At 68.0% G+C, this 19,832-nt stretch carries 21 protein-coding genes; 6 read left to right on the top strand and 15 right to left on the bottom strand.

From position 1 onward, the window contains the following. Positions 1 to 49: 49 nt before the first annotated feature. On the top strand, positions 50 to 508 hold the full coding sequence (locus tag G6N27_RS03110; RefSeq protein WP_163775033.1) for a peroxiredoxin: 459 nt from the start codon (positions 50 to 52) through the stop codon (positions 506 to 508). A 13-nt stretch (positions 509 to 521) separates the two neighbouring features. Next, a complete protein-coding gene (locus G6N27_RS03105; RefSeq protein ID WP_163775032.1) occupies positions 522 to 2,018 on the top strand; it encodes a serine/threonine-protein kinase in 1,497 nt (498 codons plus the stop codon). 1 nt (position 2,019) lies between these two features. Here G6N27_RS03105 and G6N27_RS03100 read toward each other — a convergent pair whose 3' ends face one another. From G6N27_RS03100 to hisD, 9 genes are all read right to left on the bottom strand, one after another. Next, a complete protein-coding gene (locus tag G6N27_RS03100) occupies positions 2,020 to 4,365 on the bottom strand; it encodes a putative bifunctional diguanylate cyclase/phosphodiesterase (protein WP_163775031.1) in 2,346 nt (781 codons plus the stop codon). A gap of 307 nt (positions 4,366 to 4,672) precedes the next feature. Continuing rightward, the gene (gene hisI, locus G6N27_RS03095; RefSeq protein ID WP_163775030.1) at positions 4,673 to 5,020 is read right to left on the bottom strand and encodes a phosphoribosyl-AMP cyclohydrolase; all 348 of its coding nucleotides are present in this window, start codon (positions 5,018 to 5,020) and stop codon (positions 4,673 to 4,675) included. Then, a complete protein-coding gene (gene hisF, locus G6N27_RS03090) occupies positions 5,017 to 5,820 on the bottom strand; it encodes an imidazole glycerol phosphate synthase subunit HisF (RefSeq protein WP_163775029.1) in 804 nt (267 codons plus the stop codon). Before hisF ends, hisI begins: the two co-directional genes overlap by 4 nt. Beyond that, on the bottom strand, positions 5,810 to 6,610 hold the full coding sequence (locus G6N27_RS03085; RefSeq protein WP_163775028.1) for an inositol monophosphatase family protein: 801 nt from the start codon (positions 6,608 to 6,610) through the stop codon (positions 5,810 to 5,812). The genes hisF and G6N27_RS03085 overlap by 11 nt, the downstream gene beginning before the upstream one ends. Before the next feature lie 7 nt (positions 6,611 to 6,617). Beyond that, complete coding sequence (priA, locus tag G6N27_RS03080) at positions 6,618 to 7,352, bottom strand: bifunctional 1-(5-phosphoribosyl)-5-((5-phosphoribosylamino)methylideneamino)imidazole-4-carboxamide isomerase/phosphoribosylanthranilate isomerase PriA (protein ID WP_163775027.1); 735 nt, start codon at positions 7,350 to 7,352, stop codon at positions 6,618 to 6,620. Between the two features lies 1 nt (position 7,353). Then, positions 7,354 to 7,974: an imidazole glycerol phosphate synthase subunit HisH gene (gene hisH, locus G6N27_RS03075; RefSeq protein WP_163775026.1), complete on the bottom strand. Its 621-nt coding sequence runs from the start codon at positions 7,972 to 7,974 to the stop codon at positions 7,354 to 7,356. Beyond that, complete coding sequence (gene hisB, locus G6N27_RS03070) at positions 7,971 to 8,582, bottom strand: imidazoleglycerol-phosphate dehydratase HisB (protein ID WP_163775025.1); 612 nt, start codon at positions 8,580 to 8,582, stop codon at positions 7,971 to 7,973. The genes hisH and hisB overlap by 4 nt, the downstream gene beginning before the upstream one ends. After that, complete coding sequence (locus tag G6N27_RS03065; protein WP_163775024.1) at positions 8,579 to 9,703, bottom strand: histidinol-phosphate transaminase; 1,125 nt, start codon at positions 9,701 to 9,703, stop codon at positions 8,579 to 8,581. Before G6N27_RS03065 ends, hisB begins: the two co-directional genes overlap by 4 nt. Further along, a complete protein-coding gene (gene hisD, locus G6N27_RS03060; RefSeq protein ID WP_163781253.1) occupies positions 9,700 to 11,028 on the bottom strand; it encodes a histidinol dehydrogenase in 1,329 nt (442 codons plus the stop codon). Before hisD ends, G6N27_RS03065 begins: the two co-directional genes overlap by 4 nt. An 83-nt stretch (positions 11,029 to 11,111) precedes the next feature. Between hisD and G6N27_RS03055 the strand changes: the two genes are divergently transcribed. Continuing rightward, on the top strand, positions 11,112 to 11,522 hold the full coding sequence (locus G6N27_RS03055) for a nitroreductase family deazaflavin-dependent oxidoreductase (protein ID WP_163775023.1): 411 nt from the start codon (positions 11,112 to 11,114) through the stop codon (positions 11,520 to 11,522). An 85-nt stretch (positions 11,523 to 11,607) separates the two neighbouring features. On the opposite strand, the gene G6N27_RS03050 is transcribed toward G6N27_RS03055, so the two are convergent. Next, positions 11,608 to 12,636, bottom strand: coding sequence for an alcohol dehydrogenase catalytic domain-containing protein (locus G6N27_RS03050; RefSeq protein ID WP_163775022.1), 1,029 nt, complete (start codon positions 12,634 to 12,636; stop codon positions 11,608 to 11,610). A gap of 40 nt (positions 12,637 to 12,676) precedes the next feature. Between G6N27_RS03050 and G6N27_RS03045 the strand changes: the two genes are divergently transcribed. Next, entirely contained in the window at positions 12,677 to 13,243 is a 567-nt protein-coding gene (locus G6N27_RS03045; RefSeq protein WP_163775021.1) for a TetR/AcrR family transcriptional regulator, read from the top strand. A gap of 88 nt (positions 13,244 to 13,331) precedes the next feature. Here G6N27_RS03045 and nadC read toward each other — a convergent pair whose 3' ends face one another. Genes nadC through nadA form a run of 3 tightly spaced genes read right to left on the bottom strand, consistent with a single transcriptional unit; the run spans position 13,332 to position 16,833 of the window. Further along, positions 13,332 to 14,189 (bottom strand): carboxylating nicotinate-nucleotide diphosphorylase, encoded by an 858-nt coding sequence (gene nadC, locus G6N27_RS03040; RefSeq protein ID WP_163775020.1) that lies wholly within the window; start codon positions 14,187 to 14,189, stop codon positions 13,332 to 13,334. Further along, a complete protein-coding gene (locus G6N27_RS03035) occupies positions 14,189 to 15,763 on the bottom strand; it encodes an L-aspartate oxidase (RefSeq protein ID WP_163775019.1) in 1,575 nt (524 codons plus the stop codon). The genes nadC and G6N27_RS03035 overlap by 1 nt, the downstream gene beginning before the upstream one ends. Then, complete coding sequence (gene nadA, locus G6N27_RS03030; protein ID WP_163775018.1) at positions 15,760 to 16,833, bottom strand: quinolinate synthase NadA; 1,074 nt, start codon at positions 16,831 to 16,833, stop codon at positions 15,760 to 15,762. Before nadA ends, G6N27_RS03035 begins: the two co-directional genes overlap by 4 nt. 48 nt (positions 16,834 to 16,881) lie before the next feature. Between nadA and G6N27_RS03025 the strand changes: the two genes are divergently transcribed. Together G6N27_RS03025 and G6N27_RS03020 are read left to right on the top strand one after the other, a co-directional pair. Further along, positions 16,882 to 17,592 (top strand): NUDIX hydrolase, encoded by a 711-nt coding sequence (locus G6N27_RS03025; RefSeq protein WP_163775017.1) that lies wholly within the window; start codon positions 16,882 to 16,884, stop codon positions 17,590 to 17,592. A 62-nt stretch (positions 17,593 to 17,654) separates the two neighbouring features. Then, positions 17,655 to 18,992 carry a lipase family protein gene (locus G6N27_RS03020; RefSeq protein WP_163775016.1) on the top strand — a complete coding sequence of 446 codons (1,338 nt, stop codon included), beginning with the start codon at positions 17,655 to 17,657 and terminating at the stop codon, positions 18,990 to 18,992. Here G6N27_RS03020 and G6N27_RS03015 read toward each other — a convergent pair. Both G6N27_RS03015 and bsaP read right to left on the bottom strand, forming a co-directional pair. Then, entirely contained in the window at positions 18,987 to 19,601 is a 615-nt protein-coding gene (locus tag G6N27_RS03015; RefSeq protein WP_163775015.1) for a DUF2567 domain-containing protein, read from the bottom strand. The two genes, G6N27_RS03020 and G6N27_RS03015, sit on opposite strands and share 6 nt — an antisense overlap. Next, the gene (gene bsaP / locus G6N27_RS03010; protein WP_163775014.1) at positions 19,598 to 19,825 is read right to left on the bottom strand and encodes a biotin synthase auxiliary protein BsaP; all 228 of its coding nucleotides are present in this window, start codon (positions 19,823 to 19,825) and stop codon (positions 19,598 to 19,600) included. The genes G6N27_RS03015 and bsaP overlap by 4 nt, the downstream gene beginning before the upstream one ends. Positions 19,826 to 19,832: the final 7 nt, after the last annotated feature.

Genomic DNA, 19,832 nt, shown 5'->3' with positions numbered 1-19,832 from the left:
CCCAGACGGGCGGCTGGCCGCTGAGCACTACTGGCGTAGCGTGACGGCCATGAAAACCGGTGACACCGTGGCGGACTTCGAGCTTCCCGACCAGACTGGTACCCCGCGCAGGCTCAGCACGCTACTGGCCGACGGACCCGTGGTGTTGTTCTTCTATCCGGCAGCGATGACACCCGGGTGCACCAAGGAAGCCTGTCACTTCCGGGACCTGGCACAGGAATTCGCTGCCGTCGGCGCCAACCGGGTCGGCATCAGTGTCGATCCCGTCGCGAAGCAGGCCAAGTTCGCCGACACCCAACGGTTCGACTATCCGCTGCTGTCCGACACCAACGGCGCGGTGGCCGCCCAGTTCGGGGTCAAACGCGGACTTCTGGGCAAGCTGCTGCCGGTCAAGCGCACCACCTTCGTGATCAACACCGACCGCACCGTGCTCGACGTGATCTCCAGCGAGCTGAGCATGGACACCCACGCCGACAAGGCGCTGCAGACGCTGCGGGCTCGCAGCTAGCGGGCAGGCCGGCATGCCGCTGAACAACGGCGACGTGTTCGCCGGGTACACCATCGTCCGACGCCTGGGAGCCGGCGGGATGGGCGAGGTCTACCTGGCCCGGCACCCGCGACTGCCCCGCCGTGACGCCCTGAAGGTGCTGCCCGCCGCGCTGACCGCGGACCAGGAGTTCCGCCAGCGATTCAGCCGGGAAGCAGACATCGCCGCCGAGTTGTTCCACCCGCACATCGTGGGCATCCACGATCGCGGCGAATTCGAGGGGCAGCTGTGGCTGTCGATGGATTTCGTCGAAGGAACCGATGCCGCGGAGTTGCTGCGCAGTCGGTATCCGTCGGGCATGCCGAGGACCGAGGCGTTCGCGATCATCAGCGCCGTCGCCGAGGCGCTCGACTACGCCCACTCACGTGGATTGCTGCACCGCGACATCAAGCCCGCCAACATCCTGCTGACCGAGGCCGATTCCCGGGGACGGCGGATCCTGTTGGGCGACTTCGGCATTGCCCGGCAAGTCGGTGACATCAGCGGCCTGACCGCCACCAACATGGTGATGGGGACCACGGCCTACGCCGCGCCCGAACAACTGATGGGCAAGGACATCGACGGGCGCGCAGATCAGTATGCGTTGGGCTGCACAGCTTTTCAACTGCTGACCGGCAAGGCACCCTACGACGACTCGAACGCGGCAGTGGTGATCTCCCAACACCTTTCCGCTGCGCCACCGTCGATCGGGCAGCGTCGGCCCGACCTGGCCGATCTCGACGCCGTGATCGCCAGGGTGCTGGCAAGAGATCCCGCGGACCGCTTCGCCAACTGTTCGGAATTCGCCGCGGCCCTGTCCGGCCGACCGAGCGTCGGCGAGGCCGACACCGTCGCCGGCCATCCGGCCGCCGCCCCCACCCGACGCGCGGCGGCGACAGCGCAGCCCGCGCCGCAGACGCACAAACGCCGTGGCCGCCGCCGGGTTGCGCTGCTCTCCGCTGTCGCAACCCTCGTGCTGATCGCGATGGCCGTCGGCGGGCAGACGTTGCGCCATCGGGCAACTCGGTCGGACACCGGCGCGGGCACAGAGACGGTCACCAACCAGCCGGCGAACGGCACCGTTACCGCTGCGCCGCCGATTCAGCTCACCCGGTACATCACCGATCCCGGCGGGGTGCTCACCGGCCCGGGCCGAAGCGCGGTGGAGGCTGCCCAGTCGAAGCTGTTCACCACGCGCAACGTCCATCTCTGGGTCGCCTACGTGAACAATTTCTCCGGCCTCACGCCCGGCCGCTGGGCCGAGGACACCATGCGCGCCAACGGATTCACCGACACCGACGGGTTGCTGGCCGTCGACACCGTCAACCGCACGTTCGCTTTCCGGGCACCGGCCGTGCTGACCCACAGCACCGACGGATCTCACGTCAACACCGAACTGATCCGCAAAGACCGGATCGCCCCCGCAGTGCGCCTGCACGAATGGGCGCGTGCGGCGGTCGGAGCGGCCAACGGGCTGGAAGCCGCGGGCTAGCTCACCGCGCCGCCGACGACGCGATCAGTTGCATCATCGCCGAGGCCGCGACGGGCGGGCTGTACAGGACACCTTGGGCGACCTCACATCCCCGGTCGCGCAGCCACTCCGCGATCCGGATGTTCTCCACGCCCTCGGCGACCGTGGTCACGTTCAGGGCGTGCGCCAAGTCGATGACGGCTCGCACGATCGCTTCGGCGCGCGGATCGATCAACACGTGTCCGATCAGGTCGTAGTCGACCTTGACTTCGTCGATCGGCAACTTGCGCAGATAGGTCAATGCCGAATAGCCGGAACCGAAATCGTCGAGCGCGATGTGGATCCTGCGTTCCCGCAGAGCTTCCAGCACATCACGGGTTCGCTCGATGTTGTCCAGCAGCAGATCTTCGGTGATTTCGATGATCAAGGAGTCACCCGGCAATTCGTGCCGATCCAGCGCATCGAAGATTCGGTCCGGCAGGGTGAGATCGCCGACCAATGGCGGAAACAGGTTGACGGCGACCGGCACATCGATTCCGCGGTGCAGCCATTGAGCGGCGTCGGCGAGCGCCTGGTCCAACACCAGATCGGTGAACGTGCGCATCAGACCGTGCTGGCGCACCAGCGGCAGAAACTGCTGGGGGCGAACCAATCCGAACACCGGATGCGGCCACCGCACCAGCGCCTCGGCGCCGACCACGTCGGTGGTGCGCAAGTCCACCTTCGGCTGGTAGAGCACGGTGAGTGCGCGGTGGTTGATGGCCTGACGGAGATCGCTGAGCAGTCGCACCTCGCCCAACCCGCCACGCGGTGGTGGGGTATCGGACGTTGCGAAACTAAGGCCGTCGTCCACTCTGACATGCATGTCAGGGCTGAAGGTCTGCAGTCCGCCGCCTTGCCGCTTCGCCGAATACATCGCCATATCAGCGTGTTTGAGTAGATCGGTGGCATGTAGTTCAGGCTGGTCGAGGCTGGCGACGGCCAGGCCCGCACTGGGCCGCATGAAGATGACCTCGCCGTCGGGAGTGAACGGCCGCTCGAACGCCTCCATGATCTGGTAGACGATCAGATGCACGTTCTCCCCAGCGCCTTCGATGAGCACGGCGAATTCGTCGCCGCCGAGTCGAGCCACGGTGTCACCGGTTCGTACGCAACACATGAGTCGTTGTGCGGCTTGGACGAGCAGTGCGTCGCCGACGGGATGACCCAAATTGTCGTTGATGAGTTTGAAGTCGTCGAGATCCATCGACAGCACCGCGACTGAGCGGTGGTCGCGGTGATGGAGCTGCATCGCATGCTCGAGCCGGTCGTGGAACAACACCCTGTTGGCCAAGTTGGTCAGCGGGTCGTGGAGCGCACGATCAGACGCGCTGTGCAGCAGCCGCCGGTTTTCGGCGACCACCAGGAACTGGCGGGCCAGCACCGCGATGATCAGCCAGGGCGCCGCGGCCCGGGCCGGGTCGGACACCAGGTGGTCGCGGAACTGGGCGAGTTCGAGGCCGCCCGCGACGGCGAGCGGGATGTAGGGCAGCCATAGGTAGAACGGGTCACTGAGCAACGCCGCCGGTTTGCCCGACGGATCGGGTGCACTCGATGGATAGCTGAGCGCGGCGACACCGATGAGCACCAGCCCGGCCGGCCAGCCCATCCCCAACGGACTGTCGAACAGGTAGATACCGCGTGCCAACAGATACACGTAGGCGCTGCCGGACGCGGCGATCAGGGTCAGGCCAACCGTCAACACGGTCAACGTCTCTCGCCACCGGGTGTCCGCGTGGGCTAGCACCAGGACCGCGACCGTCACGGTGACGACCCCCGATACCGGACAGGCGATCGACAACAGTTTGTCGACGCCACCGACGCGTGTCGAGGAGTACACATCACGCAGCAGAGTCACCCAGGCCACGACGAACAGCGACGCGGCGACGATCGCGCCGTCCAGCACCATCCGCACCCGTGCGACACCGGGATAGCCGACCGGGAAAATCAGCACCGCCACGCAGACGACGAACGGAAGTATCAAGTACCCGACCATCGCCGCCGGCGGATACAAGGGATAGACACTCCCGCGCCAGTACCGGTGAAAGAGCACCGTCATGGCGCCGAATTCCAGCGCAACCAGACCGAGGGTCATCACCAGCCACGCCGTGCGCTCCCGACCGCCACTTCGCCGGGCTGCGACGGCCGTGCTCACTGCCGCAAATGTCGGGAAGAACAGCCCTGCGGCGGAATGCACCACGGCCAGCGTCGACGAGCCACCCCATCCCGTCTGAAACCAGACGGCAACTGTCAGCCACGCGGCGGTCGGGACCGCCGCGATCCGGACGAGGCGCCGAAGCCCCGTCGGTGGTGGTGCCACTGCCCCCATGGCCTAATTTCCAGGTTTCAACACGCCGATACCGATACCGAGGTTGTCACGCTAGCAACATTGCTGCGGGTTGCGCGCGACAACGATGCAGATCCTTGTCTGTTGACTTGCAGAGCGGCGGCGGTAATGCCAATCCGTCGGGCGCGTTGCCCACTACGCCGGACTTCCATGGGGATTGACGGCACTTTGGCGCTAGGTGTGCTAACCAATCATCCCTCGACCTGATCGGCTGTCAATGACGCCGCCGACCCGTCGTTAGCTTGGCTCAGCAAACATTGTTCACAAAATGAACGATGCCGCGGCACCGCTACTCGGGTGGTGCCAGCAGAACGTCGGCGTCGAAGCAACTGTGGTCGCCGGTGTGGCACGCCGCGCCGACCTGATCGACGACCAGCAACACTGCGTCGCCGTCGCAGTCCAGCTTCACTGCATGCACCCGCTGGGTGTGGCCGGACGTGGCTCCCTTGATCCACTGTTCGCCGCGGGACCGCGAGAAATACGTGCCCTCACGGGTTTCCAGGGTGCGGGCCAGCGCGTCGTCGTCCATCCAGGCGACCATCAACACGTCGCCGCTGCTGCGCTCCTGCACGACGGCGGTGAACAGTCCGTCGGCGTTGCGCTTGAGCCGGGCCGCGACAGCGGGGTCGAGTGTCATCGGACCGTGATCCCTTCTGCGGCCATCGCCTCTTTCACCTGCCCGATCGTCAACTGGCGGAAGTGAAACACGCTGGCCGCCAACACCGCATCGGCACCCGCGAGCACCGCCGGCGCGAAGTGGTCGAGCGCGCCCGCGCCGCCACTGGCGATCACCGGCACCGTCACCGCCGCCCGGACCGCCCGCAACATCGGCAGGTCGAAGCCGGCCCGGGTGCCGTCGGCGTCCATCGAGTTGAGCAGGATCTCCCCGACGCCCAATTCGGCCCCACGAGCCGCCCACTCGACCGCGTCGATGCCGGTCCCGCGGCGGCCGCCGTGGGTGGTGACCTCCCAGCCCGACGGCGTCGGATCCGCCCCGGCCGGCACCGTGCGGGCATCAACCGACAACACGATGCACTGCGAACCGAATTGGGCCGCCAATTCGGCCAGCAGGTCCGGCCGCGCGATCGCGGCGGTGTTGATGGACACCTTGTCGGCTCCGGCCCGCAGCAATGCGTCGACATCGGCGACCGTCCGGACACCACCGCCGACGGTCAGCGGGATGAACACCTGCTCGGCGGTGCGGCGGACGACCTCGAGCATGGTGGCCCGTCCCGACGACGATGCGGTCACGTCCAGGAAGGTCAACTCGTCGGCGCCCTCGGCGTCGTAGGCCGCGGCCAGCTCCACCGGATCACCCGCGTCCCGCAGATTCTCGAAGTTGACGCCCTTGACCACTCGGCCGTCGTCGACGTCGAGGCATGGGATCACCCGCACGGCAAGGCTGGTGCAGCTGGATTCAGTACGCTCAATATTCATCGGGGTGTCCTACTCCGCGCAACATCTCCAGCAACTGGTCGTGCACTCCCGGAGCGGCGGCCAGCGCGGACCGCGACTCCGGAGTCCATTCGTCGCCGTCCAGGGTCGTGACGATGCCCCCCGCCGCCCGCACCAGAGCCACGCCGGCAGCGTGATCCCAAACGTGGTCGCCGAAACTGATCGAGCCGCCCAGGACGCCGTCGGCGACGTAGGCGAGATCGATGCCGGTGGCGCCGTGCATCCGCATCCGCGACGACACCCGGCTGAGTTCTTCGAGCACCGCCACCCGGTACCGCCCGGAGAACCGGCCACGTGAGTCGGCGTTGAAGGTTCCGACACCGATGATCGCGTGGTTGAGGTCGGCTTCGGCCAGCGGTGGTTGCGGCACACCGTTTTTCACCACCGGCCCTCCCAACACCGCCGCGTATCGCTCATTCATGAACGGCAACCAGGTCAGACCCGCAACCGGTTTCCCGTCGTGCAGCAGGCCGAGCAGAATCGCCGCCATCGGTGATCCGGCGGCATAGTTGAACGTCCCGTCGACCGGGTCGAGCACCCAGACCCACGGCAGGTCGAGATCGGCACCGCCGAATTCCTCCCCGTGCACCGGGATTCCGGTCGCCGACACCAGCGCGTCGACCACCTGGCGTTCGATCGCCAGATCGACTTTGGTGGCGAAGTCGTCGCCGCGCTTGCTGACTGCGGAGTCCGCCCGGTGACCGGCGACGAACGGCGTCGCGGCGGCGTCGAGGATCGCCGACGCTTTCTCCACCAGCGCGTCGAGATCCATTGCGGACCTACCCCGCCACCGCTGCCAGCGCCTGCGGCAGCGTGAACCGCCCGGCGTAGAGCGCCTTGCCGACGATGGCGCCCTCGACGCCGCTGTCGGTCAGCGTGGCGATGGCGCGGAGGTCATCGAGACTGGACACCCCGCCGGAGGCGATCACCGGGATGTCGGTGCGCTCGGCGACAGCCCGCAGCAGGTCGAGGTTGGGGCCGGTCAACGTCCCGTCCTTGGTGACGTCGGTGACGACGAACCGCGAACAGCCCTCGCCGTCAAGGCGTTCCAGAACCTCCCAGAGATCTCCGCCGTCGGTCTCCCAGCCGCGACCGCGCAGCCGATGATCACCGTCGACGATCTGCACATCCAGACCGACCGCGACCTTGTCGCCGTGCTCGGCGATGGCTTTCGCACACCACTGCGGGTTCTCCAGGGCGGCGGTCCCGACGTTGACCCGAGCGCAGCCGGTGGCCAGCGCGGCCTGCAGCGACTCGTCGTCGCGGATGCCGCCGGACAGCTCGACCGCGACGTCGAGCTTGCCGACGACCTCGGCCAGCAGCTCGCGGTTGGAACCACGGCCGAACGCCGCGTCGAGGTCGACCAGATGCACCCACTGCGCGCCGTCGCGTTGCCAGGTCAGCGCGGCGTCCAGCGTTGAGCCGTACTCGGTTTCGCTTCCGGCCTTGCCCTGCACCAGGCGCACCGCTTTGCCCTCGACCACGTCGACGGCGGGCAACAAAATCAACGACACGTCATAACCCTTCAACCCAATTGCTCAGCACAGCCGCCCCGGCATCCCCGCTCTTCTCCGGATGGAACTGCGTCGCGGACAGCGGACCGTCCTCGACCGCGGCCAGGAACGGTACCCCGTGGGTGGCCCACGTCAGCAGCGCCTCAGGACCGCCCTCCCAACGCTGGGCGGCGTAGGAGTGCACGAAGTAGAACCGCGCGTCGGCGTCCAGCCCCTTGAACAGCGCACTGCCCGGCGCGGCCGACACCACATTCCAGCCCATGTGCGGGATCACCGGAGCGTCCAGCCTGGTCACGGTGCCGGCCCATTGCCCGCAACCGTTGCTCTCCACGCCGAATTCGACTCCGCGGGCGAACAGGATCTGCATGCCCACGCACACGCCCAGCACCGGTCGGCCGGCGGCGACCCGTTCGGCGATGACCCGCTCGCCGGCTATCCCCCGCAGCCCGCTCATGCACGCCTCGAACGCGCCGACGCCCGGCACCACCAGCCCGTCGGCGGCCGCGGCGGCGTCGAGGTCCGCGGTCACCTCCACGGCGGCACCGACCCGCTGCAGCGCACGCTGCGCGGACCGCAGGTTACCGGAGCCATAGTCCAGCACCACGACGGATTTCGTTGTCACAGGCTGCCTTTGGTGGACGGCACGCCCGACACTCGCGGGTCGGCCTCGACTGCCTGACGCAGTGCCCGGGCGACCGCCTTGTACTGGGCCTCGGTGATGTGGTGCGGGTCGCGGCCGTAGAGGACACGGACGTGCAACGCGATGCGGGCGTTGTTGGCCAGCGTCTCGAACACGTGTCGGTTGATCACGGTGTGGTAGGGCACCGCGCTACCAGCAATCGTGGTGTGCCGCAAGTGATCCGGCTCACCGGTGTGTACGCAGTAGGGCCGGCCGGAGACGTCGACGATCGCGTGCGCAAGCGTCTCGTCCATCGGGATGTACGCGTCGCCGAAGCGGCGGATGCCCTTCTTGTCGCCGAGGGCCTGCCCCAGCGCCTGGCCGAGCACGATCGCGGTGTCCTCGATGGTGTGGTGCCCTTCGATCTCGACATCACCCTTGGCGCGGACAGTCAGGTCGAAGCTGGCGTGGCTGCCGAGCGCGTGCAGCATGTGATCGTAGAACGGCACACCGGTGTCGACGTGGACGTTTCCGGTTCCGTCGAGGTCGATCTCGACGACGATGTCGGATTCCTTGGTGGTGCGCTCGATGCGTGCGCGACGGCCGGTCATGACGCTCCTAACGGCTGAGCCAACTCGGTGGTGGCCAGGCGTGCGCTGGCCACCAGGAACGCGTCGTTCTCCTCGGCCAGCCCGATCGTGGTACGCAGATACCCCGGTATGCCGACGTCGCGTATCAGTACACCGTCGTCGAGGTAGCGCTGCCAGGTGCCCGGCGCGTCGGCGAACCTGCCGAACAACACGAAGTTGGCATCGCTGGGAACGACCTGAAAACCCATGCCGGTCAACGCCCCTGAAACCCGCTCCCGTTCGGCGCTCAACGTCGCCACGCTGGCCAGTGTGTCGTCGGCGTGCCGCAGCGCCGCACGGGCGGCCGCTTGCGTCACCGACGACAGGTGGTACGGCAGCCGCACCAGCAGCATCGCGTCGATCACCGCCGGGGTCGCGACCAGGTAGCCCAGTCGGCCGCCGGCGAATGCGAACGCCTTGCTCATGGTCCGCGTCACGACCAGCTTGGTGGGGTACTGCTCGACCAGCGTGACCGCGCTCGGCTGCGACGAGAACTCGGCATACGCCTCGTCGACGATCACGATTCCGGGTGCGGCATCCAGCAGCCGGCGCAGGTCGGGCAGCGAAATACTCTGTCCGGTCGGATTATTGGGGCTGACAACGAACACCACATCGGGTTGGTGTTCGGTGATCGCAGCGACCGCGGCGTCGGCGTCAAGGTTGAAGTCCGCGGCGCGCGGCGTCTGGATCCACGCGGTCTGCGTGCCGTCGGAGATGATCGGGTGCATCGAATACGACGGCACGAACCCGATGGCGCTGCGGCCGGGCCCGCCGAAAGCCTGCAGGAGCTGCTGCAGGATCTCGTTGGATCCGTTTGCCGCCCAGAGGTTTTGCACGCCAAGGCGGACGCCGGTCTGCTCGGTCAGGTACGCGGCCAGGTCGGTGCGCAGCGCCACCGCGTCCCGATCGGGGTAGCGGTGCAGGTCGACGGCCACGTCGCGCACGGAGGCGACGACGTCGTCGACGAGCGCCTTGCTGGGCGGGTGCGGGTTCTCGTTGGTGTTCAACCGGACCGGCACCGTCAATTGCGGTGCGCCATAAGGTGATTTGCCGCGCAGGTCACCGCGCAGCGGTAAGTCGTCGAGCGAGGGTCGGTCGGTCACTGCTCGAACCTCCGCCGTATCGCCTCGCCGTGCGCGGGCAGATCTTCGGCCTTGGCCAGCGTGATCACGTGTCCCGATACGTCTTTCAGCGCCGCCTCGGTGTAGTCGACGACGTGGATACCACGAAGGAAGGTCTGCACCGACAGGCCGCTGGAGTGCGCGGCGCTACCCGCGGTCGGCAACACGTGATTGGAACCGGCGCAGTAGTCACCAAGGCTGACCGGCGAATACGGGCCGACGAAAATTGCTCCGGCGGAACGGATCTGGGCTGCGACCTTGTCGGGGTTGGCGGTCTGGATCTCCAGGTGTTCTGCGGCGTAGGCGTTGACGGTGCGGATGCCCGCGTCGATGTCGTCCACCAGGATGACGGCCGACTGTCGCCCGGCCAGCGCGGTGGTGACGCGTTGCCGGTGCACGGTGGTGTCCAGCTGGGTGGCCAATTCGGTGTCGACGGCGTCGGCGAGCGCTTCGCTGGGCGTCACCAGGACGCTGGCCGCCATCTCGTCGTGCTCGGCCTGGCTGATCAGGTCGGCGGCGACGTGCGCCGGGTCGGCTGTGTCGTCAGCCAGGATGGCGATCTCGGTGGGCCCGGCCTCGGCGTCGATGCCGACCCGGGACCGGACCAGACGCTTGGCCGCGGTGACGTAGATGTTGCCCGGCCCGGTGATCATGTCGACCGGCGTGAGCTCGGCGTCGTCGGTATCCACGCCGCCGTAGGCCAGCAATGCCACCGCCTGCGCCCCGCCGACCGCCCACACCTCGTCGACGCCGAGCAGCCGGGCGGCGGCCAGGATCGTCGGGTGCGGCAGACCCGCAAATCGGCCCTGCGGCTGCGCCTGCGGCGGGCTGGCCACCACCAGCGAGCCGACCCCGGCAGCCTGCGCCGGGACGACGTTCATCACCACGCTGGACGGGTAGACGGCGTTGCCACCCGGCACGTACAGCCCGACCCGGTCGACCGGAACCCAGCGCTCGGTGACGGTGGCGCCGGGACCCAGCGTCGTCGTCGAGTCGGAGCGACGCTGATCGGCGTGCACGGCGCGGGCGCGCTCGATCGCCACCTCCAGTGCGGCCCGGACGTCGCGATCCAGGCCGGCCAGCGCGGCGTCCAGCTCGGCGCTGGGTACCCGAACCGTCGGCGGGCGCACTCCGTCCAGCGATTCGCCGTACTCAAGTGCGGCCGCTGCACCCCGATCGGCGACCGCGTCGACGATCGGACGCACGGTGGACAGAGCGGCCTCCACGTCCACTCCGCCGCGGGGCAGCGCCGCCCGCAGCCGCGCGGTGGACAGGTCTGCGCCCCGCAGGTCAATGCGCGCCATCACAGTCACGTTCACCATTGTCCCAGAACAGAGCAACTGCATATCGGGCCGGTACAGTGACCGCACCCGACGAAAACGGAGTCGCCATGTCCCGCAAGGACCATCCCAACAACGCCCCGGGCGTCCCGATGATCTTCCCGGTCTGGTTCGAGAACTTTCAGACCAAGTACTTCAACCCGGCGGTCAAGCCGATCGCGCGCTACCTTCCGACGTTCTCGGTGATCAAGCACCGCGGGCGCACCTCGGGCAAGCCGTACGAAACCATCGTGACCGCCTACCGCAAAGGCAACGTGCTGGCGATTGGACTGGCCCACGGCAAGACCGACTGGGTCAAGAACGTGCTGGCCGCTGGCGAGGCCGACCTGCACTTCATCCGCAAGGACGTCCACATCATCAACCCGCGGGTACTGCCGGCCGGCAGCGACGGCACGGGTCTGCCCTTTTTCGCCCGCCGGCAGATCGGCCGGGTCGCGGTGTTCGTCGGCGATATCATTTAAGCGCGGATTCCCGCGAGAGGGCACCCAGGGTTGTGCATCTCGACGATTCACAACCCTCACCGCTGTCTCGTGTAGCAACTATCGCCTAAGCGCGGGTGAACACGGTCTTTCCGTTCATCGCCGGCCAGGCCGACGGAGCGTCCTCCCATGGCACGACGCGGTCGACGACCGGCCGCAGGTCGCATCCCCCGGCCAGTACATCCAGAATCTCCGGGATGACGGCGCGCGCGCTGACCCGCCCGGTGACGAACCTCACCCCTCGCGTGTACATCGGCAGCAGCGGCATCTCGACGTTGTATTGCGGGTAGATCCCGGTGTCGGTGCACACGCCGTCCGGCCAGGTGGCGCGCAGCGACGCGGCCAGCAGCGCTGAATCGCCGCTGGTGTGCACGGTTACCGGATAGGGATCCCAGGACTTGTCGGGTTTGGCTAGGTCATGGACCGCTGCCCCGAGCTTCTCGGCGGCAGCCAGGCGGTCCGAATTGGTATCGACGTAGTCGACGTGGAAGCCGAGTGCTGCTGCGAACGCCGTCGCGTACAGCCCGATCGACAGGCGGCCGACCACGAGGACGCGGCGATCGGCAGGATCGAGCCCGGCCAGCTCCGCACGGTATGGTCCAACGGCGCGCCAGCCGTCGGGAATGTTGTCCGACAGTGAGGCAACAGCGGTCAGGTCGACGGCGTCGGAAACAGGAATCAACATCGCGTCGGCGTAGGGCACGAGTACCAGATCGCTCATGAAGCCGCCGCCGTCGAGACCGGCAAGCGGGGCCATTCCGTACATCGCCATCATCGGCAGCGAACCGCATGAACCCGTGACGCCGCGGCGACATTCGCGGCAGTGTCCGCAGTTGATTTGAAAAGGCACGACAACGCGGTCGCCGACTCGGACGCCGGATACCCCGTCGCCCACCGCGACAACCTCGCCGAGTCCCTCATGGCCGACTGCGTGTCCGGGCGGCATCGGCAATCGGCCGTGGACCACGGCGACGTCGAGGTCGCAGCAGGCCACCGCCAACGGCCGGACCAACGCTTGCTGTGGCTCGGTGATCTCCGGGTCAGCGACGTCGCGCCACGCGTAGCGACCGGCCTCTTCGAACGTCAGTTGCCTCATCTCAGCATTCTTGAGTGATTACTCAAGTATTGTCAACAGCGTGCCGAGACCAGACCGCAGCCGGGCCGCATTGATCGATGCCGCGGCCACGCTGTTCCGCCGCCAGGGGTATGCGGCAACCGGGCTCAGCCAGATCCTGGACGAGGCGGCGGTAAAGCCGGGTTCGCTGTATCACCACTTCCCGCGGGGAAAGCAGCAATTGGCCGCCGCAGTCGTCGACAGCACCGGAGCTGCCATCGAGCAACTGCTGCGCAAATTTCTGGCCGGCGGACAACCGGTGGCCGACATCGTCGATCGGTGGATTGCGCTGCTTGCCGCCGGACTGACCGCCGACCGCCGTGACGGCTGCCCCATTGAGCCGATCGCCACCGAGTCGGTCAATGCCAGCGCCCTCGTGCGCGAAGCGTCGGCACGAGCCTTCACCGGCTGGTGCAAAGCCATCGAAGTGCGGTTGCACACCGACGGCTGGTCGGCGACCGAAGCGGAAAGCGTTGCTATTGCTGTCATTTCGTTGATCGAGGGAGCGTTGATCTTATCCCGCATCGCGGGCGACGTGGCCGCACTCGAGGCCGCCAAACCGGCGGCTCGTCGCTTGCTTTGCCGCTAGATCGCGGCGCTCAGCGAACCGAGAATTGGAAAACTCTGTCTGCGCCGTAGCTGGACCTCGGGCACCCGACGCGGTAGCTCGAACGGTGTCAGACGTCCAGACCGATGTCGAGCACCCGGACCGAATGGGTGAGCGCACCGACGGCGAGGTAGTCCACACCCGTCCCGGCGTATTCGGCGGCGGTGTCCAGCGAAAGCCCGCCCGACGACTCGAGTTTCGTGGCCGGCGACTGCGCATCGCGGCGCTGCACCGCGATCTGGGTCTGCCAGATCGGGAAGTTGTCGAGCAGCACCAATTCGGCGCCTTCGGCCAACACCTCGTCGAGTTGCTCGAGCGAGTCGACTTCGACCTCGCACGGCAGGTCGGGTGCCGCGGCCCGCACCGCGCGCAGCGCCGCGACCACCGATCCGGCGGCGGCGACGTGGTTGTCCTTGATCAACGCCGCGTCGCCCAGGCCGAGTCGGTGGTTGACCCCGCCGCCGACGCGGACCGCGTACTTCTGCAGCATGCGCAGACCCGGCAGCGTCTTGCGGGTGTCGCGGATCTCGGCCTTGGTGCCGTGCACCGCGTCCACCCACGCCGCCGTCGCGGTGGCGATTCCAGACAGATGGCACACCAGGTTGAGCAGGGTCCGTTCGGCGGTCAGCAGTCCCAGCGTCTGCGCTTCGACCGTCAGCAGCGGCGCCCCTGACTGCAGCCGCGCGCCGTCATCGACCCGGTCGAGCACCCGGTATTCGCCGGCGCCGAGGACCTCGTCGAGCACCAGCAGCGCGATGTCGACGCCCGCGATCACCCCGGGTTCGCGGGTGATCAGCGCCGCGGGGGTCCTGGCGCCCTCTGGGACGGTGGCGCGGGTGGTGACGTCTGGTCCGTAGCGCAGATCCTCGTCGAGAGCGCGGCTGATCGTCGCGCGAGCCTCGGCCAGCTCGCTGCTGGAAAGAGCCATCACGACGCCGCTGCCAGCGCCTCCACCTGCGCGTTGCCGTCGGCGTCCAGCCGGACGGTCAGACTGCGCGCAGGGGCTGCACTCGCGTCGGGGTGTTCGGCCCGGTGGTGGCAGCCGCGGGTTTCCTCGCGGGCCAGCGCTGCTGTGGCCACCGCGCGGGCGGTGGCCGTCAGCGCGGCGTCTTCGAAGCCGGACCGGGTCTCGACAGCGCCGGCCGAAGCCACCGACAGCGTGTCGATCAGTCGGCACAGTCCATCGGCGTCGCGAACCACCGAGGCGTCGCGGCTCATTGCCCACTGCAGATCACCGCGGACCAGCGACGGAAAGTCGATCGGCTCGGCAGCCGCGGCGCGGACCGGTCCGGTCTGGGTTGCGTGCGCTGCCGCGGCCCGGCCCGCCCGGCCCCCCACGACCAAGCCCTCCAGCAGACTGTTGGACGCCAGCCGATTGGCGCCGTGCATGCCGGTTCGCGCGACCTCACCCGCGGCGAACAGCCCGGCGAGTTCGGTCTGCCCGTCGACATCGGCCACCACCCCGCCGCAGCTGTAGTGCGCGCCGGGAACCACCGGAATCGGTTGGCGAGACGGGTCGACGCCGGCCGCGCGACATGCGGCAGTGACGGTCGGGAAGCGGCGTTTGAAGTCCCTGATACCGCGGGCGTCCAGATACGCACACGGCTCGCCGGTCGCCCGCAGCCGGGCGTCGATCGCCGCGGCGACGACGTCGCGCGGCGCCAGATCGCCCATCGGGTGCACCCCAGCGGTGATTGAATTGCCTTGGCTGTCAACCAGAATCGCGCCCTCGCCGCGGATGGCCTCGGTCACCAGCGGTCGGCGGCCGCCACCATGGCCGTCAAACAGCATCGTCGGGTGGAACTGGATGAACTCGATGTCGCTCACCGCGACACCGGCCCACAACGCCAGCGCGATCCCGTCGCCGGTCGAGCCCTCGGGGTTGGTGGTCGCTCCGTAGAGGTGCCCCAGCCCGCCGGTGGCCAGGATGACCGACGGCGCGTGCACGACGCCGATCCCCTGCCGGTTGACGACCAGCACCCCGGTCACCGAGCCTGCGTCGTGCAGTATTTGCAGGGCGGTGTGTTTGGTGCGGATGTCGAGCGTGTTCGCCGCATGGTCGAGGGCGCGCTGCACCTCTGCGCCGGTGGCATCGCCGTTGGCGTGCACGATGCGCCGCCGGGAGTGCCCACCCTCGCGGCTCAGCGCCCAGTCGCCCGTCGACGATTCGTCGAATCGCGCTCCGTCGCTGACCAATTCGGTCACCGCCCGGTAGCCGTCGGCGACGATCGAGGTGACTGCGTCGGGATCGCACAGCCCGGCGCCCGCCGCCAGCGTGTCGGCGACATGCGCGTCGACCGAATCGTCGGTATCGGGCAGCACCACTGCGATCCCGCCCTGCGCGTAGTGCGTGGCCGTTCCGCCGGGCTTGCGCCCGGCCTTGCTGAGTACGACGACCCGGCGGCCCGCGCGGTGTGCCGCCAGCGCGGCAGCCAATCCCCCGACGCCGGTACCGATCACGACGACGTCGGCACGTTCGTGCCAGACCGGGTGGATGCTCATTCGCCGCCGCCGGGCTGGCCGATCGCGATCATCCGCTGCACGCTGCGCCGCGCCCGCTCGGCCGTCGACGCATCGACATGAACTTCGTCGGCGCCGTCGACCAGGCAACGCAACAGCGCCGCGGGGGTGATCATCTTCATGTACTTGCACGACGCGCGGTCGTTGACCGCCTGGAAGTCGACGTCCGGGGCGGCATTGCGCAGCTGGTAGAGCATGCCGACCTCGGTGGCGACCAACACCTGCCGGGCGCGCGTTTCCCGGGCGGCGTCCAGCATGCCGCCGGTCGACAGGATCTTGACCCGGCCTTCCGGGAACGCGCCTTCGCCGGCCAGGTACAGCGCCGAGGTGGCGCAGCCGCACTCGGGGTGGACGAACAGCTCGGCGTCGGGGTGCTTGCGAGCCTGATCGGTGAGCTCGTCGCCGTTGATCCCGGCGTGCACGTGGCACTCACCGGCCCACACGTGCACGTTGTCTCTGCCGGTCATCCGCCGCACGTGCGCGCCGAGGAACTGGTCGGGGCAGAACAGCACCTCGCGGTCGGCGTCTATGGATGCGACCACGTCGACGGCGTTGGACGAGGTGCAGCAGATGTCGGTGAGCGCTTTGACCGCCGCGGTGGTGTTGACGTAGGAGACGACGACGGCACCGGGGTGTTCGTCCTTCCACGCCTGCAGGTCGTCGGGGGTGATCGAGTCGGCCAGCGAGCAGCCCGCCCGCTGGTCCGGGATCAGCACGGTCTTGTCCGGGCTGAGGATTTTCGCGGTCTCGGCCATGAAGTGCACGCCGCAGAAGACGATGGTGTCCTCGGACGCCTCGGCGGCGACCCGGGACAGCGCCAGCGAGTCACCGACATGATCGGCGACGTCCTGAATCGCGGGCAGTTGATAGTTGTGCGCCAGGATCGTGGCATTGCGCATGTCGGCGAGCCGGCGAATTTCAGCGGCCCACTGTTCGTCGGCCTCGACGCCCGCGTAGCCGTTGGGCGAGTTGGTGATTCCCGCGGTCAGATCGTGTGTCATGTCTTTTGTCAGCCCATTCGACAGCAGATCGGTGGGATTCACGACTGTCATAGTCGGTCCTTTCGACACCACCCCGGTTTTCGACTTACAATCGAAAACATGGTTCATGGTAGCACTGCGCATGAAGTGCTCGCCGTCGTGTTCCAGGTTCGCGGCCTCGGCCACGACTCCAAATCAGCGAAGGCCGAGCTCAGCGTTCTGCTGTGGGAGCGCGCCCAGGATCCCGAGCGCGGTGCGTGGTCGCTGCCCGGCGGGCAGCTGCGACACGACGAAGACATGATGACGTCGGTGCGGCGTCAGCTGGCCGAGAAGGTCGACCTGCGAGAAGTCGCCCACCTCGAGCAACTGGCGGTGTTCTCCGAGCCTGACCGGCTGCCCGGCACCCGCACCATCGCGTCGACCTTCCTGGGCCTGGTGCCCTCCCCCGCCGTCCCTGAGCTTCCACCGGACACCCGCTGGCACCCGGTGACCGCGCTGCCGCAGATGGCGTTCGACCACGGGCCGATGGTCGCCCACGCCCGCACCCGGCTGGTCGCCAAAATGTCGTATACGAACATTGGATTCGCGCTGGCGCCAACCGAATTCGCAATGTCGACGCTGCGCGACATCTACAGCGCCACGCTCGGCCACCCAGTCGACACCACCAACCTGCAGCGAGTGCTGGCCCGCCGCGGTGTGATCAGCCCGACCGGCACCGTCGCGCAGTCCGGACGCAGCGGCGGCCGACCCGCGGCGTTGTACCGCTTCACAGATTCCCAGTTGCGAGTCACCGACGAGTTTGCAGCCCTGCGACCTCCCGGTTCGGCCTGATTTCCGTACATCCTCGGCGGGCCGACTGGATTCTTAAAGCCCTCTTAAGCAACAATGCCCGGATGGACATTGGCAACCTGGCGAGCGCGACCGGTGCGGACTGGATCGGCGTCGCGCCCCACGAGGAACTACAGGCCAAAGCACGTCCCAAGCTGCCGTCGGACGACCCGTTCTATCAGCCGCCGCCCGGCTTCCAGCACGCCGAACCGGGCACGGTGCTGCGCTCCCGCGACGTGGAGCTGGCATTTCTCGGCCTGATCCCGCAGCGGAGCATGGCCACCCAGCTGCTGTACCGGAGCACCGACATGAACGGTGAGCCCGAGGCGACCGTCACAACGGTGATCGTCCCGCTGGACGCCGCCCCCGAACGCCCCTGCCCGGTGTTGTCGTACCAGTGCGCGATCGACTCGGTGACGTCCCGCTGCTTTCCGTCGTACGCGCTGCGGCGGCGCGCGCAGGCAGTCGGCTCGCTGGCACAACTGGAGTATCTGCTGATTGCGGCATGCCTGGCCGAAGGCTGGGCGGTCTCGATACCCGACCACGAAGGCCGCAACGGCATGTGGGGCGCGCCGTTCGAACCCGGCTACCGCATTCTCGACGGCGTCCGGGCAGCATTGAGCGCCGAACGGCTGGGCCTGTCGGCGTCGGCGCCGGTGGCGCTGTGGGGTTACTCCGGCGGCGGGCTCGCCACCGCGTGGGCCGCCGAGCTGGCCGCTGATTACGCACCCGAGCTCGACGTCGTCGGCGCGGTGCTCGGCTCACCCGTCGGCGACCTCGGTCACACCTTCCGCCGGCTCAACGGCACCTTCCTGGCCGGTTTGCCAGCGATGGTGATCGCCGCGCTGATGCAGGTCTATCCGGACCTGGACCGGGTGATCCAGGAGCATGCCAGCGACGAGGGCCGCGCGCTGCTGCGACGGCTGGAAGGCATGACGACGGCCGGTGCTGTCCTGCGCATGGTCAAAAAGGACGTCGGCGTCTACCTCGACCGGCCGCTGGAAGAAATCCTGACCATGCCCGAGGTCCAGAACGTCTTCGACAGCATCCGGCTCGGCGCCAAGGTGCCGACCCCGCCGTTGCTGATCGTGCAGGCCGTGCACGACTACCTGATCGACGTCGAGGACATCGACCGGTTGGCCGACGCGTATTCGGCCGGCGGGGCCGAGGTCACCTACCACCGCGACGCGTTCAACGAGCATCTGCTGCTACATCCGCTGTCGGCGCCGATGGCGCTGCGCTGGCTGCAGGACAGGTTTGCCCGCCGACCGCTGACCGAGCACCTGATCAGGACGAAGTGGCCGACGATGTTCCACCCCGCGACCTACATCGGCATGGCGCGGCTCGTGATGATCGCGGGCAAGGTGATCACTGGAAAGTCGGTGCACCGCCGCCCGCTATGACGGGCGGGTCGGCCGGTAGATCGTGTCGACCACCGGATAGCCGCCAAGATCGTCACGCGCGATCGCCGCGGCGGGGACCGCGTACACCAGCGCGGCGGTCGCGGCCGGTAGCAGCAGCGTGCACGCCATCTGCAGGTAAGACGAGCCGAAGAACACCGGCGGCGCTTCGGTGACGTAGTAGATGGGGTGGTCGTGGCTCACCGGCACTGCGGCGAAATTGACTGTGCCATAACGCAAGTGCGCCAGTAGCACGCCGACACCGACCGCCGCGGCGGCCGCGGCCACCATGCCCGCGCACAGTCCGGTCACCATGCCGGGTCCGCGATGGGCGCGCCACTGCCATGCCAGCACCGCCGCGACAGCGGCGACGGCGTTCAGCAGACCGAGCATCAGAAATGCCGCGACGAAGAAGTGGTCGGCTTCGCCGCCGAGGTATTCGTGCACCCGTTGACCGTCATGGGTCAGCGCCACCACACCGTGCAGCGGCGGGGCCAGCCAGGCCCACAGCGCACCGACGAGCACGCCCACCGGCAGCAGTCCCACCACGATCGTGATGCCCGCTCGCCGCCGAGAGATGCGCGGCGCGCTGACGGTCTGCACGTCCGTCATCGCTGCGCCTCCAGGTCAGCCGAGTCGACCAGTCCGTGCCGAGAACATTTCGCCCACCAACCGTCGGGCCGGACCTGGACCACCATCCGTCGGCCGCATTCGGCGCAGAAGCGCGGCGGCTCCAGGCCCAATTGCGCCGCCGTCGGCACCACGTTGTCGGTGTTTTCTAGGGCACCCGTGTAGACGTTGTAGACGCCCGCACCGACCGGGGCAGGTAGCACCATGACCGTC

This window comes from Mycobacterium cookii, from assembly GCF_010727945.1.
Classification (GTDB): Bacteria; Actinomycetota; Actinomycetes; order Mycobacteriales; family Mycobacteriaceae; genus Mycobacterium; species Mycobacterium cookii.
The sequence above is the reverse complement of the archived record's forward strand: the minus strand, read 5'-3'. Positions and strand labels throughout refer to the sequence as shown.